At 64.0% G+C, this 23,499-nt stretch carries 27 protein-coding genes; 13 read left to right on the plus strand and 14 right to left on the minus strand.

The genetic code is table 11. The features are described 5' to 3' along the window. Nucleotides 1-565 precede the first annotated feature (565 nt). Nucleotides 566-814, plus strand: a complete 249-nt coding sequence (locus tag AC1DYQ_RS16060) for a hypothetical protein (protein WP_477687604.1) — start codon at nt 566-568, stop codon at nt 812-814. A 115-nt stretch (nt 815-929) separates the two neighbouring features. Beyond that, on the plus strand, nt 930-1,343 hold the full coding sequence (locus AC1DYQ_RS16065) for a VOC family protein (RefSeq protein ID WP_477687605.1): 414 nt from the start codon (nt 930-932) through the stop codon (nt 1,341-1,343). A 102-nt stretch (nt 1,344-1,445) separates the two neighbouring features. On the opposite strand, the gene AC1DYQ_RS16070 is transcribed toward AC1DYQ_RS16065, so the two are convergent. Continuing rightward, a complete protein-coding gene (locus AC1DYQ_RS16070; protein WP_477687606.1) occupies nt 1,446-2,027 on the minus strand; it encodes a flavodoxin family protein in 582 nt (193 codons plus the stop codon). Next, nucleotides 2,024-2,518: an ester cyclase gene (locus tag AC1DYQ_RS16075; protein ID WP_477687607.1), complete on the minus strand. Its 495-nt coding sequence runs from the start codon at nt 2,516-2,518 to the stop codon at nt 2,024-2,026. The genes AC1DYQ_RS16070 and AC1DYQ_RS16075 overlap by 4 nt, the downstream gene beginning before the upstream one ends. A 92-nt stretch (nt 2,519-2,610) precedes the next feature. On the opposite strand from AC1DYQ_RS16075, the gene AC1DYQ_RS16080 reads away from it, so the two are divergent. The 5 genes from AC1DYQ_RS16080 to AC1DYQ_RS16100 all read left to right on the plus strand — a co-directional run bounded on the left by AC1DYQ_RS16080 (nt 2,611) and on the right by AC1DYQ_RS16100 (nt 5,767). Beyond that, nucleotides 2,611-3,531, plus strand: coding sequence for a LysR family transcriptional regulator (locus tag AC1DYQ_RS16080; protein ID WP_477687608.1), 921 nt, complete (start codon nt 2,611-2,613; stop codon nt 3,529-3,531). Between the two features lie 170 nt (nt 3,532-3,701). Then, entirely contained in the window at nt 3,702-3,923 is a 222-nt protein-coding gene (locus tag AC1DYQ_RS16085; protein ID WP_477687609.1) for a hypothetical protein, read from the plus strand. A 339-nt stretch (nt 3,924-4,262) separates the two neighbouring features. Continuing rightward, entirely contained in the window at nt 4,263-4,496 is a 234-nt protein-coding gene (locus AC1DYQ_RS16090) for a hypothetical protein (protein WP_477687610.1), read from the plus strand. 1 nt (nt 4,497) lies between these two features. Then, nucleotides 4,498-5,307: an alpha/beta fold hydrolase gene (locus tag AC1DYQ_RS16095; protein ID WP_477687611.1), complete on the plus strand. Its 810-nt coding sequence runs from the start codon at nt 4,498-4,500 to the stop codon at nt 5,305-5,307. A 244-nt stretch (nt 5,308-5,551) separates the two neighbouring features. Next, complete coding sequence (locus tag AC1DYQ_RS16100) at nt 5,552-5,767, plus strand: hypothetical protein (protein WP_477648569.1); 216 nt, start codon at nt 5,552-5,554, stop codon at nt 5,765-5,767. A 27-nt stretch (nt 5,768-5,794) separates the two neighbouring features. Here AC1DYQ_RS16100 and AC1DYQ_RS16105 read toward each other — a convergent pair whose 3' ends face one another. Both AC1DYQ_RS16105 and AC1DYQ_RS16110 read right to left on the minus strand, forming a co-directional pair. Beyond that, nucleotides 5,795-6,652 (minus strand): alpha/beta hydrolase, encoded by an 858-nt coding sequence (locus AC1DYQ_RS16105; RefSeq protein WP_477687612.1) that lies wholly within the window; start codon nt 6,650-6,652, stop codon nt 5,795-5,797. A 128-nt stretch (nt 6,653-6,780) separates the two neighbouring features. Then, nucleotides 6,781-7,605, minus strand: coding sequence for an alpha/beta hydrolase (locus tag AC1DYQ_RS16110; protein WP_477687613.1), 825 nt, complete (start codon nt 7,603-7,605; stop codon nt 6,781-6,783). A 121-nt stretch (nt 7,606-7,726) separates the two neighbouring features. On the opposite strand from AC1DYQ_RS16110, the gene AC1DYQ_RS16115 reads away from it, so the two are divergent. Next, entirely contained in the window at nt 7,727-8,563 is an 837-nt protein-coding gene (locus AC1DYQ_RS16115) for an inositol oxygenase family protein (RefSeq protein WP_477687614.1), read from the plus strand. 95 nt (nt 8,564-8,658) lie between these two features. Here AC1DYQ_RS16115 and AC1DYQ_RS16120 read toward each other — a convergent pair whose 3' ends face one another. From AC1DYQ_RS16120 to minC, 4 genes are all read right to left on the minus strand, one after another. After that, entirely contained in the window at nt 8,659-10,365 is a 1,707-nt protein-coding gene (locus AC1DYQ_RS16120) for an ABC1 kinase family protein (protein WP_477687615.1), read from the minus strand. 83 nt (nt 10,366-10,448) lie between these two features. After that, on the minus strand, nt 10,449-10,745 hold the full coding sequence (minE, locus tag AC1DYQ_RS16125; protein WP_457281879.1) for a cell division topological specificity factor MinE: 297 nt from the start codon (nt 10,743-10,745) through the stop codon (nt 10,449-10,451). Nucleotides 10,746-10,749: 4 nt separating this feature from the next. Then, on the minus strand, nt 10,750-11,568 hold the full coding sequence (gene minD / locus AC1DYQ_RS16130; RefSeq protein WP_348046637.1) for a septum site-determining protein MinD: 819 nt from the start codon (nt 11,566-11,568) through the stop codon (nt 10,750-10,752). 144 nt (nt 11,569-11,712) lie between these two features. Further along, nucleotides 11,713-12,507, minus strand: coding sequence for a septum site-determining protein MinC (gene minC, locus AC1DYQ_RS16135; protein ID WP_457281878.1), 795 nt, complete (start codon nt 12,505-12,507; stop codon nt 11,713-11,715). 273 nt (nt 12,508-12,780) lie between these two features. On the opposite strand from minC, the gene AC1DYQ_RS16140 reads away from it, so the two are divergent. From AC1DYQ_RS16140 to AC1DYQ_RS16150, 3 genes are all read left to right on the plus strand, one after another. Next, complete coding sequence (locus tag AC1DYQ_RS16140) at nt 12,781-13,941, plus strand: metallophosphoesterase (RefSeq protein WP_477687616.1); 1,161 nt, start codon at nt 12,781-12,783, stop codon at nt 13,939-13,941. 649 nt (nt 13,942-14,590) lie between these two features. Then, nucleotides 14,591-15,013, plus strand: a complete 423-nt coding sequence (locus AC1DYQ_RS16145) for a PPC domain-containing DNA-binding protein (protein ID WP_477671811.1) — start codon at nt 14,591-14,593, stop codon at nt 15,011-15,013. 117 nt (nt 15,014-15,130) lie between these two features. Continuing rightward, the gene (locus tag AC1DYQ_RS16150; RefSeq protein ID WP_477687617.1) at nt 15,131-15,469 is read left to right on the plus strand and encodes a hypothetical protein; all 339 of its coding nucleotides are present in this window, start codon (nt 15,131-15,133) and stop codon (nt 15,467-15,469) included. A gap of 103 nt (nt 15,470-15,572) precedes the next feature. Here AC1DYQ_RS16150 and AC1DYQ_RS16155 read toward each other — a convergent pair whose 3' ends face one another. The 4 genes from AC1DYQ_RS16155 to AC1DYQ_RS16170 all read right to left on the minus strand — a co-directional run bounded on the left by AC1DYQ_RS16155 (nt 15,573) and on the right by AC1DYQ_RS16170 (nt 20,070). Beyond that, complete coding sequence (locus tag AC1DYQ_RS16155) at nt 15,573-16,511, minus strand: TIGR03915 family putative DNA repair protein (RefSeq protein WP_477687618.1); 939 nt, start codon at nt 16,509-16,511, stop codon at nt 15,573-15,575. A gap of 297 nt (nt 16,512-16,808) precedes the next feature. Further along, on the minus strand, nt 16,809-17,834 hold the full coding sequence (locus AC1DYQ_RS16160; protein ID WP_477687619.1) for a lysylphosphatidylglycerol synthase domain-containing protein: 1,026 nt from the start codon (nt 17,832-17,834) through the stop codon (nt 16,809-16,811). 7 nt (nt 17,835-17,841) lie between these two features. Continuing rightward, complete coding sequence (gene clsB, locus AC1DYQ_RS16165) at nt 17,842-19,122, minus strand: cardiolipin synthase ClsB (protein ID WP_477687620.1); 1,281 nt, start codon at nt 19,120-19,122, stop codon at nt 17,842-17,844. Nucleotides 19,123-19,266: 144 nt separating this feature from the next. Beyond that, complete coding sequence (locus AC1DYQ_RS16170; RefSeq protein ID WP_477687793.1) at nt 19,267-20,070, minus strand: endonuclease/exonuclease/phosphatase family protein; 804 nt, start codon at nt 20,068-20,070, stop codon at nt 19,267-19,269. Nucleotides 20,071-20,503: 433 nt separating this feature from the next. Here AC1DYQ_RS16170 and AC1DYQ_RS16175 point away from each other — a divergent pair, with 433 nt between their 5' ends. Beyond that, nucleotides 20,504-20,806, plus strand: a complete 303-nt coding sequence (locus tag AC1DYQ_RS16175; RefSeq protein WP_477687621.1) for a hypothetical protein — start codon at nt 20,504-20,506, stop codon at nt 20,804-20,806. Between the two features lie 86 nt (nt 20,807-20,892). Then, the gene (locus tag AC1DYQ_RS16180) at nt 20,893-21,363 is read left to right on the plus strand and encodes a hypothetical protein (RefSeq protein ID WP_477687622.1); all 471 of its coding nucleotides are present in this window, start codon (nt 20,893-20,895) and stop codon (nt 21,361-21,363) included. A gap of 92 nt (nt 21,364-21,455) precedes the next feature. Here AC1DYQ_RS16180 and AC1DYQ_RS16185 read toward each other — a convergent pair whose 3' ends face one another. Next, complete coding sequence (locus AC1DYQ_RS16185; RefSeq protein ID WP_477687623.1) at nt 21,456-22,526, minus strand: flavodoxin family protein; 1,071 nt, start codon at nt 22,524-22,526, stop codon at nt 21,456-21,458. A gap of 250 nt (nt 22,527-22,776) precedes the next feature. Beyond that, on the minus strand, nt 22,777-23,319 hold the full coding sequence (locus AC1DYQ_RS16190; protein ID WP_477687624.1) for a Spy/CpxP family protein refolding chaperone: 543 nt from the start codon (nt 23,317-23,319) through the stop codon (nt 22,777-22,779). Between the last annotated feature and the right edge of the window lie 180 nt (nt 23,320-23,499).

Genomic DNA, 23,499 nt, shown 5'->3' on the forward strand with positions numbered 1-23,499 from the left:
ACTACTTAGGCTCGCTCTCCTCTGATCGCAGGTGCTTCTTCACGGTGTTGCGAGCCAGGCCTGTACGCCTTGAGATCTCGCGGATGGACATCTGATCCCGCAATGCCCAACGTCTGAYGACATTCAATGTCGCCACGTCTATCACTCCTAATTTCCCCCTGCTTTTAAAACAAGCAGAGTAGTGCCTACGTGGGTCAGTTTTGGATGGAAATTACTGCGCTAAGTGGATCAGATTTCGACGGAATTCAACAGATAGCGTGCGTACCGCGAATTTTTCGGTGGCGACTTTTTAAAACGATTGATGTTAAAGCTAGACATTTCGCTCGCTCTCCCCATGATGAGGAGATCGTAAGCATTAATCGGCGCCCTTACTACAGGCCTTTCCCCGGGAGTTGACGGCAAGAAATTGGTCAAATTCACCAAAAAAAGCCGAGACTGACGATTGACAGTTGTGATTTTCGATGGCCAGGATAGAGAGCGTTCGGTCGGACGGCGCGCATGTGATCTGGGCGTCGCGCTCGACTTTATTTGCGACCTAGAGACCTAATGAAAGAGGGCTACGAATATGGCAAAGAAACGAGACCTACAGCAATGGGTTCTAGATGCGCTGGCACTCAAGGGCGGACGGGCCAGTTTGGTCGATGTTGCAAAGGAGATTTGGAAAGGCCACGAGAAAGAGCTCATTCGATCGGGTGATCTTTTTTATACCTGGCAATACGACGCACGGTGGGCCGCCAGTCAATTGCGCGAGCAGGGACTAATAAAAGAAGCGCATCTTTCCCCTCGCGGAATTTGGGAGCTCCCTTCAATCTAAGTAATGAGTGTTGATTTCGCAAGGGCTTTAAGTGACTTGCATAAATGACGTGCCGCGCCAAGGAGTTTTGAGTGCCGGCTAAGCTTTTCCCTCTTAACCAACAAGGACAACACCCATGCCCAATACCCCCTCCCTCCCCGAAAGCATCATGTCTCACGTGTCCATCGGCACCAACGACTTCCCGCGTGCCAAGGCCTTCTATACGGCAGTGCTGGGTGCGATGGAGATCAAGGTGATCATGGAGCACCCCGGGGCGATTGCGTTCGGGCGGGCTTATCCGGAATTCTGGGTGGGGGTGCCGCACGATGGCGGCAAGGCGCATGTGGGCAATGGCTCGCACTTTGGCTTTCTGGCTGTGTCGAAAGCACAGGTGGATGCGTTTTATGCCAAGGCGCTGGAGCTGGGTGGGCAAGGGGATGGTGCGCCGGGCCCGCGGCCCATGTATGGGCCGCAGTATTACGGTTGCTTTGTGCGGGACCTGGATGGGCACAAGATTGAAGCGCAGTTCTCGGACATGTCTGCGGGTTGATCTGGCTTCGGATTTAAGGAAAACAGGGCGCTTGACCAAGCAGAACGGGCGCGACCAGCTATTGATTTAATAGCGGGCTGCGCACACCGCGCTGCCTGTGGCCTAAGCCAGCTTCAGCACCAGCTCTGCCACGCGCTGGCCCAGCAGGCGGGCGACTTCCAGATCGGGCGCGGTGGGCGCTTCATCTGCCGTGGCGTCTTCTGGCGAGGTGGCCACGGCGCCGGCAAAGACGCCTGTCCAGTTGAGGTCGGCGCGGGTGTTGGCTTTTTTGCTGGCAGGCATCAGGCCGCCGCCCAGCCAGATCTGGCCGTGCTGTTGCGACAACGTCCAGAAGTACTGCAGGGTGGCGTATTTGTCGCCGGCCGGTGACGCCGAGTTGGTGAAGCCGGCAGCGACCTTGTTCTTCCAGGCCTGGCCAAACCACGCTTTGGACGAGAAGTCGGCAAACTTTTTGAACTGCCAGGCCGGGGCGCCCATGTAGGTGGGGCTGCCGTAGATGATGGCGCCGGCGGCGCTGATCTGCTCCAGTGTGCCTTCGGGCAGGTTGCCGTCTGCGTCGATGCGGTAGAGCGTGGCTTCTACGCCGGATGCACCTGCTGTGCCAGCGGCGCCGCGCTGCACGGCTTCAGCCTGTTTGGCGGTGTGGCCGTAGCCGCTGAAATAAACGATGGCGACGCTGCTCATGCTGCGGCTCCTTCGGCAACGCGTTTGGCGGCTGCCTGTGGATTGGGGGCAGCAGGGGGCCAGGCGCCGACCTGGTTGAGCATGCCGAACCAGTCCTCCAGGTGCCAGGTGCGTGCAATGCGGCCGTCCTTCAGCTCATGAAACTCGTGGATGGCAATCGCCATGGGTTTGCCGGTGGCCGGTATGCCGAAGAACTCGCCCTGATGGGTGCCGGTGATCTGGGCGCGCACCGCGGCGCGGCCGCCCAGGCCAAAGATGTCCTGGATGGTGATCTTCACGTCGGGGAAGGCGGCGATGAACATGGCAACGACGGGCTTCATGCCGTCGCGGCCGGGCTGCTGGTGCGGGCCGAGGGGGATGTCGTCCCAGTCGGGTGTGAGGGCCTGGTCGAGCAGGGCGGGGTTTTGTTCGTTGAAGGCGCGGTACAGGGTTTCAATGGCGAGCTGTTCGGCGGCGGTGAGGCCGTTGGCTTGCAGGGAGGTCGTTGTCATGGCTTGTTCCATTAAGTAGTTCAGTACCCGTACTTTGCGGCGACCCCCACTACAAGTCCAATCGATAATTGATATCCAGTACTATCCACCAAATGGATTTACATGGCATCGACCTGAACCTGCTGGTGGCGTTTGACGCGCTGATGGCCGAGCGCAACGTCACGCGTGCCGGCGTGCGCATCGGCCGCACGCAGCCGGCCATGAGCGCAGCACTGGCGCGCCTGCGTTTGCTGCTGCGCGACGAGCTGTTTGTGCGCACCGCCTCCGGCCTGCAGCCCACGCCCCGTGCAGTCGAGCTGGCCGGGCCGCTGGGCGAGGCGCTGGCCAGCATCCAGGCGACGCTTGATTTCACCCAGTCGTTTGACCCTGCGCGGTCCACCGTTCGCTTTTCGGTGGGGCTGTCTGACCACCCCGCTTTCACGGTGCTGCCGCCGCTGCTGCGCGACCTGGCCACCCATGCGCCCGGCGTGACTTTGCGCATTCGCGGCTTCACGGCGCGCGAGGGCGCGCTGGCCCTGCTGGACGGGGGCGAGGCCGACATTGCCATCGGCGTGCCGGCCGCCAGCACGCCGCGCATACCGACCCAGCCGTTGTTCGAGGAGCGCTTTGTCTGCGTGGTGCGTCGGGGCCATCCGCTGGCGGCCATGCCGATGAGCCTGGATGCGTTTTTGTCGTTTAGCCACCTGCTGGTGTCGCCCGATGGGGACGGCGTGGGCCTGGTCGATGTGCAACTGGCCAGGCTGGGCCGGCAGCGCACGGTAGCCCTCACCCTGCCGCAGATGTATGCGGCGCCGGCGCTGGTGGCGGGCAGCGATCTGGTGGGGGTGTTCATGGGGGGCATCCTGCGCGCCAGCGGCTGGGCCGACGGGCTGGTAGTGCTGCCGCTGCCGATTGAATTGGCGCCGGTGCCCTTTGTGCTGCACTGGCACCGCCGCAACGACGCGCACCCGGCGCAGCGCTGGCTGCGTGGGCGCGTCGCCGAGGTGTGTGCGGCCTTTGACCAGGGTGCCTAGCGGGGCAGGGCCGTCCGATACAATCTGCACACCACCGCAACCAGGTGGCCGCCCGAGTTATGACTATTGCAGGGGCGCTAAACACTGCTAAAACGTTGAGCCGCGACTCCTCCCCCGCACGCAGCAGACGTTCCATCGTCTGCGGGGCTATCAGGAGCGAGGAACAGCACATGCAAACCTTTCAAACTTCCACCGGCTGGCAGCTGGACGCCAAAGTCACGCCGACGCCGCACGGGCATCACCTGATGCTGAGCCGCTTTGTGCCTGCCGCGCGGCGGCCGGAGCATCAGGTGAGGTTCTCGGGCACGTTTTCAGTCGACGAACTGCGGCTGCTGCGTGATGCGCTGGATAGCGCGCTGGACAAGGCGCTGGCGGGCCGGCAAGCGAGCTGAGGGAAGTGCCGAGGGCGGCTGGATTTGCCAGATGGCGTCAGTCCCGGTTTTTGTGGCGATTAGAGGCTTTCCGAGTCATTTTCATGCATCAAAAAGGCCTGCAAGCCAATAAGGACGGGCGCAAGCAGCTATTGATTTGATAGTGGATTGCGCGCTGCGCGCGCCTGCTGCGGCGGGTCCACACGTCCGCCAGTCACACCCGGACAGGCGGCGCTGTCTGACAAACGCGGTGCACCGTTTCTCCAGAATGGATTGAACACGCCGGCTTTGCCTTTTGTACTTTCCCAGGTGCTCATCAGCGCTGCCGGTTTTATTCAACCCTTCGCAAGGAGACGCTTTATGTCCAGCAAACACAACACCCGCAACGCCCCCAACCTCGACGACCAGGTGGACGAGAACGGCAAGCCTTCGGGCCACGGCGGCAAAGTCGAGAACGACTTCAACCAGGCCGGTGAGCAAAAGCCAACCCAGCGCAACGAGCCCCAGCGCACGGCCAACAGCCGCAGCGACCGGGAGTCGCATGTGGGCGGCAGCAACCAGCTGCAGTCGCGCCGCGGCACGACGGGGCGCTGACATGGCTGCGGACACGTTCAGCCGCGCGGCGGGGGTAAAGGCCGGCCAGTTTGATCACCACAGTGGCGACCACCTGACGCTGGACAGCGCGAAGATTTACTTTGAGGTTCACGGTGATGACGCCGACCCGCCGCTGCTGTTTCTGCACGGCGGGCTGGGCACGATGAAGGACTTCAACGGTGTCTTGCCGCTGCTGCAGAAACGCTTCCGCGTGATCGGCATCGACAGCCGGGGCCACGGCAAGTCAACCCTGGGAACGGCGGGCGTGACTTACCAGCGGCTGGCGCTTGACGCTGCCGCTGTGCTGCAGCACCTGGGCATTGACCGCTGCAGTGTGGTGGGTTTCAGCGACGGCGGCATAACGGCGTTGCGCATGGCTGCGCAAGGCGGGTCGCCCGTCGACAAACTGGTTGCCATTGGCACCGACAAAATGCTCAAGGCCGACGACCCGGTGCGCAAGCTGCTGGGCGGGGTTACGGCGCAAAGCTGGACGAAAAAATTCCCCGAGTCGGTGGCGCTGTACAACGCGGTCAACCCGCAGCCCGACTTTGCGGCGCTGATTGATGCCGTCGTGCCGATGTGGCTGGACGACGGCCCCAGCGGTTACCCGGGCGAGTGCGTCAAGCAGATCCGTTGCCCCTTGCTGGCGATTCGCGGCGATGAAGACCACCTGGTTTCGCGCGCCAGTGTGTTTGAGCTGGCGGAGCAGGTGCCCGGCGCGAAGCTGCTGAACATTCCGTTTGCCGGCCATGAGGCGCACAAGGACCAGGCCGAAGGGGTGATGGCGTGCGTGAACCGGTTTCTGGAATGAAGTAACGGCCATTTTCATCACAAAAAGTGGCTGTAGCCCAGGCGGAACGTGCACGAGCAGCTATCAATACCATAGCGTTTACTGCTTTGTGCGCTGGCGCTGTTCGCGTCTTTACCTGCCGTTGAGGCATTTCCTTACAAACCGCAACGTGGCAGACGCATGGCTCTAAGTTTGGCGGCGCAGGATGAACGCTTGTTTTTTTCTGCGGGGCAACCACCTGCAGACATCGCCAAGAAAGGCCGCCATGAAAAAGATTGCCGACTTCCTGTTTCACCCGCGTTATTTGCGGGCCATTCCTTCGCTGGTGGTGCTGACCACCGCCATGGCCTGGAGCGTGGCGCCGGACCCGGATGCGGTAGACACGGTGCAGAAGCGGGCGGGCGTGAGCTTGTCACTCAACCACACCGCCGCGGGCAACAGCCCGAACGACAAGCTGCTGGACAAGCCCGAACAGGCTTGAGCGCGGCCCCCGGACGGTCGTAGCGCGCTAGGGCTTGGCCGCGGCTATCCAGCGGCTGATCTTGCCGACCACCTCGGCCTCGATGCCGTTATAGCCGTGGTACGCCATGGCCTCGCAGGGGTCGCCCCGGCTTTGGCCGCCGGTGAAGGTCAGCAGCTCGGCCTTGGGTGTTTTGGCGAGCTTGTTCATCAGTTGCGGCATGTCGCTGAAGGCGCAGAGCTTGCAGCCGTCTTGTTCGTGGTGCACGACCAGCACGGGAATCGTCAGTTTCTCCAGCGGCATTTTGGGCACGGCGCGGCCGCTGTTGTCGGTCAGCATGGTGGACGTGAGCACGAGGCCGTCGGGGCCGCCTTGCGCCGGTGCAACCTCCGTGGCGACGTAGGCGGCTGACTGCGTGCCGCGGCTGGTGCCCACTAGCCACACGGGCACGGGCGCCTGCTGCCTGAGCCAGGCGATGACGGCCAGCACGTCGGCGGTGTGTTCGGGCGTTTGCCGGTTGCCCGACAGAAACGGCGGCGCCTGTTTGTCTGACGGCGCATCAATGACCGCCACCGCAAAGCCGGCGTCTGCAAACTGCTGGCGCGTGCGCACCAGGAAGTTGCCGCCCCGTCCGAACCCACCGCTGTCGTTGATTTGCAAACCGCCATGGCCGCCGGCAAAGAGGATGACGGAGGCTTTGGGCGCGCTGTTCGGGTTGGTCGGGCTGGGGGATGCGGCCGCTGCGATGTAGACAAAGCGCTGGGTGACGCCGGGACGGGTGGGAATGTCGACCACGCGCGGAGTGCTTTGCGCCTGCGCGTTCCCCGCCACGGCCATGCACACCAGCAGGAGAGCGGGCAGTGCCTGGCGCAGCCACAGATACCGTGCGGGTGAATGCGGTGTCATGGTTGGGTTTGTGTGAAGGCGCTCTGGGATCTATCTAAAGAAAATAGGGCTGCAACCCAATCAGGTCGTGCGCGAGCAGCTATCAAACCCACAGCATGAATGGTGAGCGCTGCTGGCGCGCCGGTGCTTCATGGTGCTGTCGCGGCTTTGATCCACTGCACCACGGCTTCGCTGGCCACGATGGGTGTGGTGAGGTGGTTGGCCTTGACTTCGAGGTACTGGCTTTTGGGATTGGCGGGCAGCTTGTCGGCAAAGTAGGTCTTGGCGAATTTGCTGATCCAGTCTTCGTCGCCCACTACCGTGAGCACGGGCGTGCCGGGCGGGATGCGGGGCGCGGTCACGCCCATTTCGGCGTCAGAGGCGGGGTCGAAGTAGCTCAAATAGTCTTTGGCGGTGGCCGCCACGGGCAGCTGCTTGCCCTGGTTGATGTCGGTAAAGCGTTCGCGCGAATCGCCCTTGCCGTCGGCCACCAGCTTGCGGGCTTCGTCGACGCTTTCGCGCACTGTGGTGTTTTGCAGGACGCGGTAGTAGCTCACGGGCACGTGGCCGGGCGCCAGCAGCACCAGGGCCTGCACGTCGCCGCCACGCGCGGCAAAGCTCATGGCGGCGGGCACGCCAATGCTGTGGCCGGCAATCACGATCTTCGTTGCGCCCTGGCTGCGCAGGGTTTTGACGTGGCCGGCCATTTCGGCCATGGCCTTGTCCCAGTTGCCGTCCAGATAGCGGCTGCGCGACCAGGGCATGTCGGGGTAAAGCACCAGCATGCCCGCGCCTTCCAGCACGGGCTTGATGCGGCTCATGTTGGGGTCGTTGTTGCTGCCGGGGTTTTTGCCGTGCAGCATCAGCACGCCGATTTTGGGGTTGCCGTCTTGTGCGTGGACGGCGCCGGCCAGCAGGGCTGACGCAAAAAGAAGGCCGATGGCCATCAGGCGGTGGAACGGTCTGCGGTGCATAAAGCCTTTCGGGCGGCGACGGGTGGGGCGGGTTGGATCGAGGTCGGGCCCAATATACCCGCGGCAAACCGTTGCGACAGCCGGGTTTGCACGCAGGGGCCGGGCTTCCTACAATGGCACGATGAACGCCGTCATGCCGCAAACCACCCCCAACGCCCCGGCAACGCCCTTGCTGGCCAGTGAACCTGACCGTGCGGCATACCGCGACTACGCGCAGCCCGGCCTGGACCGGGTGCGCACTTTCTACCGCAACAACCACCAGAACCAGACCTACGATTTTGTGCAGCGCAAGAAAGCCGAGTGGCTGGCGTTTTCGCAGCGCGAGATGACGCCTTGGGCCGCGCTGGAGTTTCTCAACACACTGGTGGATGAGTCGGACCCGGACATCGAGCTGCCGCAAATCAGCCACCTGCTGCAAACCGCCGAAGCGATTCGCGCCGACGGCCACCCCGACTGGTTTGTGCTGACGGGTTTTATCCACGACCTGGGCAAGGTGCTGTGCCTGTTCGGCGAGCCGCAGTGGGCCGTGGTGGGCGACACCTTTCCGGTGGGCTGCAAATTTTCCGACCGCATCGTCTACCCCGAATACTTTGACCTGAACCCCGACAGCACGGATGCGCGCTACAACAGCGAGTACGGTGTGTATGCCCCCAACTGCGGGCTGGACGCGGTGCATATGTCCTGGGGCCATGACGAATACCTGTACCAGCTGCTGAAGTCGCATTTGCCGATGCCGGCGCTGTACATGATCCGCTACCACTCGTTCTACGCCTGGCACCGCGAGGGTCAGTACGGCCACCTGACGGATGCGCAGGATGCGGCGCATATGGAATGGGTGCAGAAGTTCAACCCCTACGATCTCTATTCCAAGAACGACAGGCCGCCGGTGCTGGCCGAGCTCAAACCGTATTACGACGATTTGATGGCGAAGTACCTGCCGGCGCAGCTCAAGCTGTAGCCCCCTCCGGAGCGGCCCGGTACGTTTTCTTGAGGAAAAAAGGCCTGTAAGCCTTTAGGAACGGGCGCAAGCAGCTCCTGAAAAGATAGCGCCTGTCAGTCCGTGTCGTCGCTGTTGCGGCCGCGGCTGCTGCGCCAGATGGCCCGCACCAGCCACAGGCCGCCGGCCATGGCGCCCATAAAACCGACAAACCCGAACACCGGTAAACCAAACAGCGTGGGGCCGCCCTTGACGGTCATGACGATGGACGAGCCGATGATGAGCGCCGAAATCACCAGGGCCATGGCCAGCCGGTTGGCGGCGCGGTCGAGCTGGTCGCCCACGCGCTTGAGGTGGGCCAGCTCAATGCCTACCTGCACGCGGCCGCGGCGCGCGTTGCGCAGCAGGCGCGTCAAGTCGTGCGGCAGCTGGCCGGCCAGCGCCATCGCGCGGCTCAGTGTTTGCCAGCCGCGGCTGGCAAGTGCCGCGGGTTCGTAACGCGCGCGCACCATTTGCTGCAGCAGCGGTGTGGCTTCGGTGGCCATGTGAAAGCCCGGGTCCAGACCGCGACCCATGCCTTCGAGTGAGATGAAGGCCTTGATCAGCAGCGCCAGGTCGGGCGGCAGGCCCAGGTGGTGGTCGCGCAGGATGGCGGTGACGTCGGACAGCATTTGCCCCAGGCTGAGCTGGGCCAGCGGGGTGCTGTGGTACTGGTCGACAAAGGCTTCAATCTCGCCCTCCAGCTGGGAGAGGTTGGTGCCGTGCTCGTCACTCGTCCAGTCGAGCAGCACGTCGGCCACGGCCTGCGGCTGGCGTTCGACCAGGCCCAGCAGCAGTTGCAGCAGCTCTTCGCGCCGCCGCTCGGTCAGGTGGCCGATCATGCCGAAGTCGATAAAGGCGATGCCGTTGCCGGGCAGGTAAAACACGTTGCCGGGGTGCGGGTCTGCGTGGAAAAGGCCGTCTTCCACAATCATCTTCAGCACGGCGTGGGCGCCGCGGCGGGCAAGTTCGCTGCGGTCAAAGCCGGCTTCGGGCGTGAGCTGGTCCAGCGCACTGCCGGGCACGCCGTCGACCAGGTCCTGCACGTTGATGCGCAGGCCGGTGTGGGCCCAGTGCACGCGCGGGATCACGATGTAGGGCAGCGGCGCCATGTTGAGGGCGATGCGCTCGGCATGGCGGCATTCGGCGGCTAAATCGAGCTCGCGGCGCAGCGACTTGGCGAGCTCGCGCACCAGCTGCCGCGGGTGGTAGGGCTTGAGCGCGGACAGCTCGGCTTCGGCCAGCGAGGCCAGCCGGTCCATCAGGCGCAGGTCGGCGTCGATGACTTCAGTGATGCCGGGGCGGCGGATCTTGACGATGACTTCAGTGCCGTCATGCAGCTGCGCACGGTGCACCTGCGCAATCGAGGCGGCGGCCAGCGGCGTGGTGTCAAAGCGGGCAAAGACAGCCTCAGGCTCGCCACCCAGGTCTTCGCGCAGCTGCGGCAGCAACAGCGCCAGCGGCACGGGCGGAACATGGCTGTGGAGTTTTTCGAACTCGGTGATCCATTCGGGGCCGAACAGGTCGGCGCGGCCGGCAAGCACCTGCCCGAGCTTGACGAAAGTGGGGCCGAGCTCTTCAAGCGCCAGGCGCACCTGCTCGGGCGGGCTGATGCGGGCAAGGTCTGCCACATGGCCCCAGTGCAGCGCATGGCCGGCACGCTCGAGCTTGTCGGCCAGGCCGAGCCGCCGCACGCTGTCGCCAAAGCCGTGGCGAATCAGCACACCGGCGATTTCCGCCAGGCGTGCCATGTCGCGCGCGGCACCGAAGGTCTCGATCAACATCGAATGATGATAGCCCTGAGTTGTGTTGCCGGGCTTGCCTTTTGTCAATTGCGGGGCAAGTGCGGCGGGTTTTCTGGCGGGTGCTATTTGCGGGCTGCTGCGGCGGAGGCGCCGGTTTTTTCTTTCTTGTCGGGCAGCTCGATCTTCACTTCCAGCACATCCAGGTTGTCCTGCCGCTCCAGGTGCAGCTTGATGTCGTGTGGGTCGATGCGGATGTATTTGGCGATCACGGCGATGAGGTCGCGCTGCAGCGCGGGCAGGTAGTCGGGCTCATGGCCGCGCCCTGTGCGCTCGTGCGCCAGGATGATCTGCAGCCGCTCCTTGGCGACGTTGGCAGTTTTTTTCTTTTCGCCGAGAAAAAAGGACAGGAAGGACGCCATCGTTTTACTTCCCCCCGAACCAGCGCTTGAAGAGGCCGGGTTTTTGCGCGTCGATGAAACGCATGGGCTTGTCCTTGTCGCCGAGGAAGCGGTCGACCACGTCCTTGTAGGCTTCGGACACATCGCTGCCGTTCATGTGCACCGCCGGCACGCCCTGGTTGGAGGCCTGCAGCACGGACTCGGATTCGGGGATGACGCCGATGAGCTTGATGCGCAGGATGTCCTGGATGTCTTCGAGCGAGAGCATCTGCCCCTGGTCGACGCGGCCGGGGTTGTAGCGGGTGATGAGCAGGTGTTCCTTGATGGCGTCACCGCCATCGATGGCGCGTTTGGTTTTGCTCGACAGCATGCCGAGGATGCGGTCGGAGTCGCGCACCGAGGAAACCTCGGGGTTGGTGACGATGAGGGCTTCGTCGGCAAAGTGCATGGCCATGAGCGCGCCGGTTTCAATGCCGGCGGGGGAGTCGCAGACGATGTACTCGAAGTCCATCTCGCCCAGGTCTTTCAGCACTTTTTCCACGCCGGCTTTTGTCAGCGCGTCTTTGTCGCGCGTTTGCGAGGCGGCCAGCACAAAGAGGTTGTGGCACTGCTTGTCTTTGATGAGCGCCTGGTTGAGCGTGGCTTCACCCTGTATGACGTTGATGAGGTCGTACACCACGCGGCGCTCGCAGCCCATGATGAGGTCGAGGTTGCGCAGGCCCACGTCGAAGTCGATGACCGCGGTTTTGTGCCCGCGCAAGGCGAGGCCGGTTGCAAAGCTGGCACTGGTGGTGGTTTTGCCCACGCCGCCCTTGCCGGAGGTGACCACAATGATTTTTGCCATCAGATAAAAGTCCTTTTGAAAGCGATAGATATTTCAGCCGGGGCCGCGGAACCGGCTTTGCCGGGCCGCAGGCGCAGCGCCCCCTCGGGGGGCAGCGCATTACACGGAGCCGAAGGCGAAGTGAAAAGCGTGGGGGCCATATTGCTAGGCTGCCAGCACATTCATGACGAGCCGGTCGCCTTCCTGGCCTTCTTCTGCGGGAACGAGCCGCACTTGCGTGGGCTGGCCTGCCAGGCCTTCGGGCAGCGGGTGCTCTGCGGTGCGGTACACGCCGGCAATCGAAATCAGCTCGGCTTCCAGCGCCAGCGAAAAAATGCGTGCCTCGGTGTTGCCGCGCGCGCCGGCCATGGCCTTGCCGCGCAGCGGCGCATACACATGGATGTGGCCGTCGGCAATGACTTCGGCGCCGGCGTTGACCATGGCCAGCACCACCAGGTCGCGGCCGCGTGCATACACCTGCTGGCCCGAGCGCAGGGGTTTGTCGACCACCAGGGCACCCAGCGGGGCGGCGGCGGGCGCGGCCACCACCACGGGCGGTGCTGGCTGTTGCGCCGGGGCTGCCGTAGCGGGGCGGTCAGGCAGCAGGTGGGCGTCGGGCACGGGCAGCAGCCCGGCCTGCAGCGCTGCCGCCATTTGCGCGGGGTTGCCGCCCTTCACGGAAAGCGGCACCAGCTGGTAGCTGCCCAGCAGGGTGATGAGGGCGGGGAAGTCGATGTCGCCCACCGCCCGTCCGCTGCGCGCGGCGGCGGACTGCAGGGGCGAGAGGTCGATCATCAGCGCGTCCTGGTCGAAAAAGTCGGGAATGTCGCCAAAGCGGGCCTGCAACTCTTGCGCGAGCGCGACAAGGTCGGTGGACTTGAGCAGCAAAGCCACCAGGGGCAGGTTGGCACTTTTGATTTCGAAGGTGGCGGGGGTGGTGGCCTGTATGGCAACAGTCATGGGTGGAAAGTCATGGGCAGAAGGACAACGGGCGACCGGTGCGGAAAATGAGGGCGAAGAAAGATGGCCGAGGGTAGCGTGCGAAGGGGCGGATTCGCACGCACGCTTTGTCGCACTTGTGAGCGTATGAAACGCTGGCCCGTGGCTTGTGGCACGCTGGTGGTGGTGTTTGCGCAGCGCGGCAGCCCCGCTTTAAAGCGGCGCCGGCATTGAATGCGCGCGTCCCGTACCCATGTGCAGGGCTCATCAGCTCGTCATTACCCTGGACATTTCATGAACTTTCTGCCGCTGGCGCTTGTAACCGCGCTGCTCCATGTTTACATTGGTGCACGCCTTCTACCCGGGTTGGGGGCGTATCCCGCGGGGCAATGGCTGTTTGCCGCGGTCCTTGTGGTGTCGGCCTTTGTCATGCCGCTGGGGCTGATGGCCGGCCGTGTGGCCAAACAGCCTCTGGCTGATGTGCTGACCTGGGCGGGCCTGCTTTTCATGGGCCTGTTTTCGTCGCTGCTGGTGTTGACGGTGGCGCGTGATGCGGCACTGCTGGTGCTGTGGCTGGCCGATGCCGTGGCGCCCGGCCACCTGCCGCTGGCGTGGCTGCGCACGGTGTCGGCCGAGGCGGTGCCGCTGCTGGGCGGGCTGATCACCGTGCTGGGTTTTCTGAATGCGCGCCGCACAGCCGCCGTGGTGAAGGTGGATGTGCCCATCAAGGGCCTGCCCGCCGCACTGCAGGGGTTTACCGTGGCGCAGATCAGCGACATCCATGTGGGGCCGACCATCAAGCAGGCGTATTTGCGCCGCATTGTCGACAAGGTCAATGCGCTGGATGCCGATGTGGTGGCCATCACCGGCGACCTGGTGGACGGCAAGGTGAGCGAGCTGGCCTCGCACGTGGCGCCGCTGGCGGAGCTGCAGTCGCGCCACGGCACGTATTTTGTGACGGGCAACCACGAGTACTACTCGGGCGCGCATGCCTGGATCGACGAGCTGCGCCGGCTGGGCCTGACGGTGCTGCTGAACCAGCACGTGGTGATTCGCCCGCCACTTCTTGCTGCGGGCCAGGACGCCACGCCGCTGGTGCTGGCGGGGGTGACGGACTACAGCGGCGGGCATTTTGACCCAGCCCATCGCAGTGACCCGGAGGCGGCTCTGCGTGGTGCGCCGGTGGAAGCGGTGCGCGTGTTGCTGGCGCACCAGCCGCGCAGTGCGGCCGCTGCGGCCAAAGCCGGCTTTGACCTGCAGCTGTCGGGCCATACGCATGGCGGGCAGTTTTATCCGTGGAATCTGTTTGTGCGGTTTCAGCAGCCGTTTACCGCGGGCTTGCACAAGTTGCAGAACCTGTGGGTTTATACGAGCCGCGGGACGGGGTACTGGGGGCCGCCCAAACGGTTTGGGGCGCCTTCGGAGATTACTTTTTTGAGGTTGGTGGTGGGGTGAGGTTGTGTTGATTTGATGGGTGCGTACTTTGCTGAGGGCGGCTGGCCGGGGGTTGCCCGGCATGCAACTCACTTTCTTTTGCTTCGCCAAAAGAAAGTAAGCAAAGAAAAGGCGCCCCTGGTTCCTGCGTCCCCTGCGCTTCGCTCCGGGGCAACCTGTGGTGCTCGGTCCAGCCGGGGTCAAAAACAACTCGCTTCGCTCAAACAAGTTTTTGCCCTGATCCGTCTGGCCCTGCGCTCCTCGGCGCATCCACAAGGGGGTGGGGAAGGAATACGAATACCTGAAGAAACAAGGACACGCCATGGCGTGTCCTTGTTGGTATTGGAGTTGGGTATTTATCTTTGGTCCCCGCTCCCGATTACCCCTTCTGTATGCGCCGAGGAGCACAGGTTCAGGCGGATCAGGGATCGCGATTGTCTGAGCGAAGTGCAACGTAGCGAGTTCGAGCGAGACCCCGCCTGAACCGAGCACCGCAGGTTGCCCGAAGCGAAGCGTAGGGTCGCAGACAGCAGGGTCGCCTTTTCTTTGGTGACTTTCTTTTGGCGAAGCAAAAGAAAGTTACTTGCATGCCGGGCAACCCCCGGCCAGCAACACTCAGCAAAGTCCGCCCCGCTTGAACAACAACAGCAACTTCGTCTACCCTCCACCCATGCCCCAAACCCTAACCCTCCGCCTGAACCCAGGCGACGACCTGCGAACAGCCCTGGACGCAGCATTCGCCCAGCTGCAGGCCGAGCAGAACACCCGCGCGGCTTGCGTCATCTCTGCGGTGGGAAGCTTGTCCCGCGCCGTGTTGCGCTATGCGGCCGAGCCGCAGGGGACGGTGCTGGTGGAGCCGCTGGAGTTGATCACGCTGTCGGGCACGTTGAGCCCTGACGGCGCGCACCTGCATGCCAGTGTGGCCAACGCGCGGGGAGAAATGTGTGGCGGCCATGTGATGCCGGGTTGCATTGTGCGGACGACCGCTGAAATTGTGCTGGTGTCGCTGCAGGGCTGGGTGTTTGCGCGTGAGCATGACACCCGGACCGGGTTCAAGGAACTGGTGGCGAAGCCGGCAACGCCCTGGTCTTGAAAGCAGGGGCCGCGTCTGTAGGCCCGCCCTGACAGTTGCCTGGCGTGATGGCCAATGGCGGGCATGAAAGACAGGCGTAGAGTGGTGTTAATGCACCACCTTCAAGGAGGCATGTTCATGTTGAAACAACCACCCTTTTCCGTCGCTTCCGTCGCCCTGCCGGGCGCTGTGCTGGCACTCGCCCTGACGCTTTTCGCAGGGCCGCAGGCGGTAGCGCAGACATCGCAAACCACACAGCCGGCTGCGGCACCCGATGCCGCGACGCCGACGGTGCCCCTGCGGAATCCGCTGAACCGCAACCCGGCACGCCGTGCGTCTGAACCTGAAGCGCCTCCCCCGCCGCCGGATCCGCGTGACTCGACCACCCGCCCGGTGATGCCACCCGGCAACGACGGCCGTGACGCGGTATTGCCCCAGCCAGATGAGCCAACGCGGCCGCCTCTTGCCAAGCCCTGAGGTGGATTTGCTTTCTGTTTATAGCCTGTGAGCGGTACGGTGTGGCATCAAGGATGAATGCCAAATGCCGCCAAAACCCAGCAGGGACGGGCGCGAGCAGCTATTAAATTGATAGTGACTGACCGTTGGCGGCCTTGGGCGTGCGCGCCTTGCGGGCGCCGGCCTGGCTGCGGCTTTTGCGGTAGTAACGCTGCGGCGAATCCTTCTGCATCATCCGGCGGCGCAGGCGCGCGGGGTGAAAGACCTGTTCGTACTGCGTGAGCCAGCGCTGTTCGCTGGCGTCGGGTGAGGGGGCTGTCTGCCTGTCGGCGGCGGGGCCGAAGCGCAGGGACGCCGGGGTGTCGGCCGGCTTGTGGCCTGGCCGTACTTCTTCCGGGGGCAACACCGGCGCAGCGTGCCGGCCGTGGCCGGAAGCCTGCGGGCCCAGGTAGTCGGACTCGACGCTGCATTGGGGCGTGAGGATGGCCCAGCGCATGTGGGCGAAGCGGCGGGCAAACAGCGGCGCCACGGCTTCAACGATGTGGTGTTCCGGCTCGAACCAGGCCACGTGCAGCGGGCCGCCTTGCGGACGGGTTTTAAAGGTGTCGTCCTGCACCGAGTGAAAGCGCAGCTGGGCTTTCATTTTCTGCATGTCGTGACGCACCTCTTCGGCCATCTGCCGGGCCAGCGCCATGTCGGTGTCGAGCTGGTTATGCCGCAGTTCGGGCTCATGCACCAGGCGCCACAGCAGGCGGTAGAGCAGGCTGAAGCGCTGCGGGTTGTTGTGCAGGATGACGGCCTGGCACAGGGTGAGAAATTCGGGCGGGACGGCGACGGTGGGTGCGTCGCTGAGTGCGGGGCTCTGCGCTGTGCCGGTGGGCGGCACGCCTTCAGCGGGCGTGGTGCTGCAATGCCAGATGACTTGCCCGGGCAGGATGTTCTGTGCCAGCAGGCCGCGTGCGGCACGGCGAAAGCCCTCGAGGTCCGTCTGCCCCTGCAGCGTGACAGGCAGCATGGCTTGTGGAAAGAGGTCGTTCGTCAGCAGGTCATTCATCACGCCCATGGACACATCCTTTCTTCACGGTTCAAGCACCCATGGTGCGGCGGCGACCACCGCGGCGGGTGTAGGCAAAAGAGCCGTCTTCCTGGGTGCGGGCGGCGCATTGCCAGGACAGAAAGCCCGAATTCACTGTATTAATATACAGTGTTTTGGTGATTCAGGTGTGAAAGCGGGGTGTAAATCCCCAGCCCTTTGTGGCTTTGTCGCCTAAATCAGGCTGAAACCAGCCCAAAAAGGCCTGCTTGACGGCAACAGCGCCAAACCTGCCAAGGTGTGGTTTTGACCCGTGCGGGTCGCCTGTCAGCGCTTTTTGTGGGCCCGCCGCAGCTTTTTGGCGTGGGTTTCCATGGCGAGATAGGCCACAACAGCCACGGTCAGCGGCACCAGGTAATAGATCACGCGGTAAGCCACCAGCGCGGCCAGCAGTTCGTACTGCGGCATCTCGTGCGACAGCAGGGCGACGAACACTGCCTCCAGCACGCCGAGGCCGGCCGGCACATGGGTGATCACGCCGGCAATGGCCGCCAGCAGCAGCACGCTGACGACGGCGGAAAACTCGATGCGGTGCTGCAGCAGGATGAAAATAATGCCCGACATGATGAGCCAGTTGCCGGCGCCCATCAGCAGCTGCAGGCCGGCCAGCCGCACGGAGGGCAACACCACCTCATGGCCGCGCAGCCGCAGCATGCGCCGGCGGGAAAACGCGCAAATGCCGAGGTAGCCCGCGACAACGGCCAGCAGCACCGCACCGATCAGGCGCAGGGCGTTGGTGGTGACAGGCCAGTCCAGGGGCAAGGTGGGCGGCTGCAAGGCAAACACCGCGCCGGCGAGCAGCAGGTAACCCATCCAGTTGGTCAGCATGCTCAGCGACATGATGCGGGTGATGGCGCCGTTGCCCAAGCCCAGGCGTGAATAGAGGCGGTAGCGAAAAGCCACGCCGCCCACAAGGGAGCCGAGGTTGAGGTTGAAGGCGTAGCTGACGAAGGTCACTGCCATCACGGTGGGGGCGCGCAACGGGTGGCGGGTGTAGTGGCGGCCCAGCAGGTCGAAGGTGCTGTAGAGCGTGAAGCTGGCCACGGCTAAAAGCACGGCGCCCCAGGCGGCGGTGAGGGGGTAGTCCTCCAGCGCGGTAAGGACCTGGGACCATTCAATCTTGCGGGCCTGCGAGAACAGCAGGCTGGCGATGAGCAGAAAGAACGCGGCGGTGGCGCCGTGCCTGAGCCATGGCCACCAGGCCTTTTTTTTCGGCGCGGCGGGCTGGGCCTTGCCGTGCCGCTCGGGCGGACGGGGAGGATGGGGTGTGGGCAAGGTGCGGGTTTCGGCCATCACGCGCTCAAATGGGTTTGGCCTGGCGCTGTTGGGGCTCGCGCGCTTCGGGCATGGCCACTTCGGCGGGCGTGATGCGCGGTGCGTGCGCCGGTAGCCAGCCGGCCCAGGCGGGGTAGCGGCGCAGCAGGTGAAAGACAAAGTAGCTGCGCAGCGTGCGCCACCAGGTGGGTTTCACCAGGTCCTGGCGGCCTATCTGTTTGCAGCTGTGCTGCATCAGGTGGTCCAGCCGCGAACCCAGGTCGTTGTTGAAGGTGCGGTCGCGGATCATGACGTTGGCCTCGAGGTTGAGCGCCAGGCTGAGCGGGTCCAGGTTGCTGGAGCCCACGGTGGCCCATTCGTCGTCGATCACGGCCACTTTGCCATGCAGGGGCCGGTCGCAGTATTCGTAAATGCGCACACCCGCGTCCAGCAGGTGGTGGTAGAGCATGCTGGCGGCGGTCTTGACGATCGCCATGTCGGGCTCGCCCTGCAGGATGAGGTGCACGTCCACACCGCGGCGCGCTGCGTGGCGCATCTCCCTGAGCAGCCGGTAACCGGGAAAGAAATACGCGTTGGCGATCACGACACGCTGGCGCGCCGTGCGGATGGCGGCGCGGTAGTGGCGCTCGATGTCGTTGGTGTGTTTGCGGTTGTCGCGCGTGACAAAAAGCGCTGCGGCGTCGCCCGCCGGCGCGGGCACGTCGTCCCTGCGCCATGTGCCGGCCACGGAACGGGCGCGTTCGGAAAAACGTTCACGCAAGCCGGCAGGCGCTTCGCCGCTGGCGCCGGCATTGCGCTGGCCCGCCGCCAGGGCCCTGCGCACAAAGCTGTGGATGTCGGCCACGAGAGGGCCTTCGATCTCGACGGCATAGTCCTGCTTGGCCTGCGGGCCGAAGTCGGCCAGGTGGTCCGCCGAATAGTTGATGCCGCCGACGAAAGCACGCTCTCCGTCGACAACCACGATCTTGCGGTGCATGCGGCGAAACAGGTTGGTGCGCCAGCCCCACAGCCTGGGCCCCGGGTCAAACACATGCACGCGCACGCCGGCCCGCGTCAGGGTGGAAATGAATTCAGGTGACAGGTCCGGAGAGCCGTAGCCGTCAATCGTCAGGTCGATCTGCACGCCGCGCCGCGCCGCCTGGTGCAGGGCCGCGTGCAGCTCTTCACCGACCTTGTCTTCAAACAGGATGAAGGTTTCCACCACCACCTCGCGTTTGGCCGCGGCAATGCACTCAAAGACGCGCGGGAAAAACTCCTCGCCGTTTTCAAGCAGCTGAAACTGGTTGCCGCTTACCCACCTCGACATAAATTCTCCTTGGCCGCAGAAGAAGGTGCTTTGCGGATTCCAGGCCAGCAGGGGCCGCGGAACCGGCTTTGCCGGGCCGCAGGCGCAGCGGCCCCCTCGGGGGGCAGCGAAGTACACGAAGTGACGAGCGTGGGGGCCATGTTTCTAGAGCTCGATTTCTGCCGCAAGGGGCGCGTGATCTGACAGGTGTGACCAGGGCCGCAGAGGCAGCACCACCGGTGCGTGGCCGATAGCGTTGCGCACATAGATGCGGTCCAGCCGCAGCAAGGGCAGGCGTGCGGGAAAGGTGCGCGCCGCCTTGCCGTTGGCCTGCACAAACACTTCATGCAGCTCGGCGCCTTTTTCCAGCCGGGCATGGGCGCGGTGCCGCCAGTCGTTGAAGTCCCCGGCCACCACGACGGGCGCGTGCGCCGGAATGTTGTTGCGCACGAGCTCGCACAGCATGTCCATCTGCTGCTCGCGGTGCGCTTCCATGAGGCCCAGGTGCACGCAGACGGCGTGCACGTTCACGCTGCGGCCGGGTATCTGCAATTCGCAATGCAGCAGCCCGCGGCGCTCAGGCCCGCTGATGGAGACGTCGAGGTTTTCAAAACGCACGATGGGGAACTTGGACAGCACGGCATTGCCGTGGTGCCCGTTGGTGTAGACCGCGTTGCGGCCGTAGGCGAACTGCGGCCAGATGGTGTCGGCTAGGAATTCGTAGTGCGGGGTTTCAGGGTAGTTGTCGAACTTGTCCTGGTGCTTGACGTGGTTGCCCGTCACTTCCTGCAAAAACACCACGTCCGCCCCGACGCCGCGAACGGCTTCGCGCAGCTCGGGCAGGATGAATTTGCGGTTGAAAAAAGTGAAGCCCTTGTGGATGTTGACCGTGAGCACCTTGAACGAGAACGACGATTCGGCGCTGACTGCTGCAAGCGCTGTCTGCGTGTCGGCCTCGACCGCTTCCATGTCGATCGGCGTGACGGCTTCAGGAGAGCGGGTGGGCACGGCGACAGACAGGGCGTCGGGACCGCGGCGCGAAGCTGAAGAAGGCGATGGCGAAGGGGATTCGGGTGTGGAAGTCGGCATAGGAAAGATAAGCGAGTAGGCCCAGACAGGCAGGCGGAAAGGGCGCAGGACAGGCCTTGGCACCCATTGTTATTCTGCGCCCGGGGTGTGACTGTAGGACAGTAACTTATTTGCGGCAGGGCGCTGCGCATGCAAGCCTTGGGACGCGCCTTTGGCCACAGCCCGCGGGCGCAGTGTCCTACATGGCACGGGGGGCCTCTCCGATAAGGCAGGCGGGCCGGGCCCGCTAGATTGAATTCAACGTTAGCCCGATGAAGTGGCAGGCGTGTTTTTTTCAACCCAGCCTACGAGCTCAACCCAAGGAATTACTCCCATGTTCAAAACCCCCTCTTCCATGAAGACGCTCTCCCTGGCCGCTGCCATGACGGCCGCAATGATGTTCGGCGCAGCCGCACACGCGCAGACCGATCCTGCGGGCAAACCGAGCGACAGCTCGGGCGCGGTTTCCACCGGTGCAACCGCCAAAACGCCTGAGCAGCGCGACGCCGCCAAATCCGAAAAACAGGCGGCGAAGTCCGACAAGAAGCAGGCCAAGGCCGCCAAACGCGCTGCACGCAAGAGCAAAGCTGCCACTGCAGGCGCTGCCCCCACGGATTCGGGCGGTACCAGCAAGTAAGGCCAGGCGCTGCCTTGGCGCCATGACAGTTTCGGGGTGCAGGTGCGCTGACGCGTTGCCGCCACCCCTTTTTGAAGGAGTTTGATATGTCCAAGTACTTTATGCGTTCCATTCCTGCGGCCGCTGCGTTGACCGCAGCCGCGTTGTTCGGCTCTGCCGGCGCCTTTGCACAGGGCCTCGGTGTGGGCGTCGGCACCGGTGTAGGGGTCGGCGTCTCGGCCGGCCAGAACACCAATATCGACGCCGGTGTTCGCGCGAATGCCGCGGCAGGCACTAGCTCGGACTCCAGCGGGCCCTCCTCGGGATCTTCCAGCGGCAGGCTCGGTGCCGGCGCCAATGTCTCCGGCTCGGCCCAGGGTGATACCTCCGCAGGCAGCAGGGCCTCCGCTGCGGTGGACAACACCGCCCGCAGCACCGGACGGGCTGTAGCCCGCACCGGCAACGCCGTGAAGAGCGGCGCCAAGCGCACCTACAACAAGCTGGATAACGCGGCGGGCAGTGCCCGTGTCCAGGGCAGTGTTCAGGGTGATGCGGCCGTTGGTGGCACTTCGAAGTAAGGCAAGTAAGGCACGGGTGTAATCGCCTGACGATTGCACCTTGCAAAGCCGGGCACAGGTTTCTACCTGCCCCGGCTTTTTTCACGCCTGCGTTATTTGGGCCGGGGTTTGCGCAATCCTTTATCGGGCTGGGACAGCCTGCCGGCCCGGAGTTCCGTGACGGCGGTGGCAACCGCGCTGGCCACGTTGCGCACTTCTTCCAACAAGGCCTTTTCCACGTCCAGCGTGTCGTGGCTGGTGGCATAGGGCTCGTAGTAGCCGATGTAGCGGTCCAGCCGGGCCTGGCTGCCGGCATCGATCAGGCCCATCCAGTCGAGCCAGTCGCACAGGCTGCGGCGCGCGCCTTCGATCCCGGCCACGTCGCCGTGCACCACGACGCCATACGCACGGCCTGCCAGGTGCTTGGGATAGTCCCAGCCTTTCATCTCCAGCGCCTTGGCTTCCTCGGGTTTTTTGCCGTGGGTGGTGGTGGGGTCGGGGTTGCCGCCGTCGGCACACACCAGGCGGTCGATCATGAGCTTGAGCGGGCTGGGTGACTGGTACCAGTAGACGGGCGTGAGGATGATGACGGCGTGCGCAGCCGTCCAGCGCTCGTAGATCTCGGCCATCCAGTCGCTGGTTTGCCCCAATGAATGGTTGGGGTAGCAGCTGCAGGGCCAGTGGCACAGCGGCATGGCGGTAGAGACGCAGCCTTTGCAGGGGTGGATATTGAGGTGGTAGCTGGAAGTGAGCAGGCTGAGGTCCAGCACATCGGGATGCATGCCTGCCTCCTGGAGCGTGGTCTTCGCGGTATTGAGCAGGCGCCAGGTCTTGGAGATTTCACCGGGGCAGGTGCCGTCGTTGCGGGCGGAGCCGCACACCAGCAACACGCGTGAGGGTGTGGCCGGGTCTTTCCAGGCCGCCTGCGCTTTGGCCAGGCGTTCGCGGGTTTCCAGCCATTCGACGGACAGGTCGTAGCCGGGGTCGGAGAACTCCTCGCCGGCCTTGCGCGTGTGGGGTGCCTTGCGGCCTTCCTGGTAGGCGTCCCAGGCCACGCTTTCGATCCGGGCCAGGGCTTCGTCTTCCTGCCGGAATGCCGGGTCGACAAAAGATTGCATGAAGCGTTCGTGGAACGCGTCGCGTGAGAGGGCGGCCGGTGCCTGGCCTTTGCGTACCGTGGTCATCTGCCGAGTCTAGTGACGCTGCATGGCCTGAACGGGCGGTTTCGACGCCGTCCTACGCAGGCTTTCGGTACCGTCCGGCGCGTGGAAATTTTGATGAGATTGGCGGTTGAGGCATAGATGACGGGCGCAAGCAGCTATTAAATTAGTAGCGTATGCGGGGTGCGGATTGGCCAAAAAAAGCCCGCACGCAGCCGTTGAGGCTGCCGTGCGGGCCTGACGCCGCTTCAGTTCAGCGTGTCGCCGTCAGGGCTCAACCCTTTTGCGGGGCGGGGCCCTGGCCGCGAGGACCGCCATGGCGCATGCCGTGCTTTTTGTGCTCGGCATCAAAGGTTTTTTGCTGCTCGGGTGTGAGCGCCGCGTAGAAGGTCTTGGTGGCTTCGCCGCGCTTGTCCATCGCCGTGTTCATCTCGGCCATGCGCTGGGTGCGCATTTCCTTCATCTTGTCGATGCGCTGGGGCGTGGTCAGCTTGTCGAACTCGGCGCGTTGCTCCGGCGTGGGGCGTGCACCGTGTGCGGGCGGTTGCATGGAAGCGGTGTAAGCGGTCCATGCGCCTTCCTGGGCGGGCGTGAGCTTGAGTTTGGCTTTGAGCTCGGCCTGGTGCTTGGCGATCATGGCCTGCATCTTGGCGGGGTCGCGGTGGCCCATGCGGCCTTCGTGGGGGCCGGCAGGCTTGCCAGCGGCAGCAGGAGCGGTCGCAGGTGCTTGCGCCATGGCGCCGGCGCCTACGGTGGCCAGCAGGCCGGCCAGCACGAGGCTGTTCAGGGAAGCAGTGCGGTTGAATGCGAATTTCATGGGGAACTTCCTTTCAGGAGAAGATGCCTGAGTTTCCATCGAGTCGTGACATACGGCTTCTGGCATCAGGTTGAAAGCAAGTGTGCGGGCCGTCTGTTTCCCTGCCGTTGCCGGGCGATGACGGTATGTAAAGTTTGGTGAAAGCCTGGTGGTGGTTACGGGGCAAGGACGTAAATATTG

It is taken from the genome of Polaromonas sp. P1_F4 (assembly GCF_056405675.1).

Bases quoted from the DNA above. Each gene is read 5' to 3' on its own strand.
- AC1DYQ_RS16060 (WP_477687604.1), top strand. From the start codon at position 566: ATGGCAAAGAAACGAGACCTACAGCAATGGGTTCTAGATGCGCTGGCA.
- AC1DYQ_RS16065 (WP_477687605.1), top strand. From the start codon at position 930: ATGCCCAATACCCCCTCCCTCCCCGAAAGCATCATGTCTCACGTGTCC.
- AC1DYQ_RS16070 (WP_477687606.1), bottom strand. From the start codon at position 2,027: ATGAGCAGCGTCGCCATCGTTTATTTCAGCGGCTACGGCCACACCGCC.
- AC1DYQ_RS16075 (WP_477687607.1), bottom strand. From the start codon at position 2,518: ATGACAACGACCTCCCTGCAAGCCAACGGCCTCACCGCCGCCGAACAG.
- AC1DYQ_RS16080 (WP_477687608.1), top strand. From the start codon at position 2,611: ATGGATTTACATGGCATCGACCTGAACCTGCTGGTGGCGTTTGACGCG.
- AC1DYQ_RS16085 (WP_477687609.1), top strand. From the start codon at position 3,702: ATGCAAACCTTTCAAACTTCCACCGGCTGGCAGCTGGACGCCAAAGTC.
- AC1DYQ_RS16090 (WP_477687610.1), top strand. From the start codon at position 4,263: ATGTCCAGCAAACACAACACCCGCAACGCCCCCAACCTCGACGACCAG.
- AC1DYQ_RS16095 (WP_477687611.1), top strand. From the start codon at position 4,498: ATGGCTGCGGACACGTTCAGCCGCGCGGCGGGGGTAAAGGCCGGCCAG.
- AC1DYQ_RS16100 (WP_477648569.1), top strand. From the start codon at position 5,552: ATGAAAAAGATTGCCGACTTCCTGTTTCACCCGCGTTATTTGCGGGCC.
- AC1DYQ_RS16105 (WP_477687612.1), bottom strand. From the start codon at position 6,652: ATGACACCGCATTCACCCGCACGGTATCTGTGGCTGCGCCAGGCACTG.
- AC1DYQ_RS16110 (WP_477687613.1), bottom strand. From the start codon at position 7,605: ATGCACCGCAGACCGTTCCACCGCCTGATGGCCATCGGCCTTCTTTTT.
- AC1DYQ_RS16115 (WP_477687614.1), top strand. From the start codon at position 7,727: ATGAACGCCGTCATGCCGCAAACCACCCCCAACGCCCCGGCAACGCCC.
- AC1DYQ_RS16120 (WP_477687615.1), bottom strand. From the start codon at position 10,365: ATGTTGATCGAGACCTTCGGTGCCGCGCGCGACATGGCACGCCTGGCG.
- minE (WP_457281879.1), bottom strand. From the start codon at position 10,745: ATGGCGTCCTTCCTGTCCTTTTTTCTCGGCGAAAAGAAAAAAACTGCC.
- minD (WP_348046637.1), bottom strand. From the start codon at position 11,568: ATGGCAAAAATCATTGTGGTCACCTCCGGCAAGGGCGGCGTGGGCAAA.
- minC (WP_457281878.1), bottom strand. From the start codon at position 12,507: ATGACTGTTGCCATACAGGCCACCACCCCCGCCACCTTCGAAATCAAA.
- AC1DYQ_RS16140 (WP_477687616.1), top strand. From the start codon at position 12,781: ATGAACTTTCTGCCGCTGGCGCTTGTAACCGCGCTGCTCCATGTTTAC.
- AC1DYQ_RS16145 (WP_477671811.1), top strand. From the start codon at position 14,591: ATGCCCCAAACCCTAACCCTCCGCCTGAACCCAGGCGACGACCTGCGA.
- AC1DYQ_RS16150 (WP_477687617.1), top strand. From the start codon at position 15,131: ATGTTGAAACAACCACCCTTTTCCGTCGCTTCCGTCGCCCTGCCGGGC.
- AC1DYQ_RS16155 (WP_477687618.1), bottom strand. From the start codon at position 16,511: ATGGGCGTGATGAATGACCTGCTGACGAACGACCTCTTTCCACAAGCC.
- AC1DYQ_RS16160 (WP_477687619.1), bottom strand. From the start codon at position 17,834: ATGGCCGAAACCCGCACCTTGCCCACACCCCATCCTCCCCGTCCGCCC.
- clsB (WP_477687620.1), bottom strand. From the start codon at position 19,122: ATGTCGAGGTGGGTAAGCGGCAACCAGTTTCAGCTGCTTGAAAACGGC.
- AC1DYQ_RS16170 (WP_477687793.1), bottom strand. From the start codon at position 20,070: ATGGAAGCGGTCGAGGCCGACACGCAGACAGCGCTTGCAGCAGTCAGC.
- AC1DYQ_RS16175 (WP_477687621.1), top strand. From the start codon at position 20,504: ATGTTCAAAACCCCCTCTTCCATGAAGACGCTCTCCCTGGCCGCTGCC.
- AC1DYQ_RS16180 (WP_477687622.1), top strand. From the start codon at position 20,893: ATGTCCAAGTACTTTATGCGTTCCATTCCTGCGGCCGCTGCGTTGACC.
- AC1DYQ_RS16185 (WP_477687623.1), bottom strand. From the start codon at position 22,526: ATGACCACGGTACGCAAAGGCCAGGCACCGGCCGCCCTCTCACGCGAC.
- AC1DYQ_RS16190 (WP_477687624.1), bottom strand. From the start codon at position 23,319: ATGAAATTCGCATTCAACCGCACTGCTTCCCTGAACAGCCTCGTGCTG.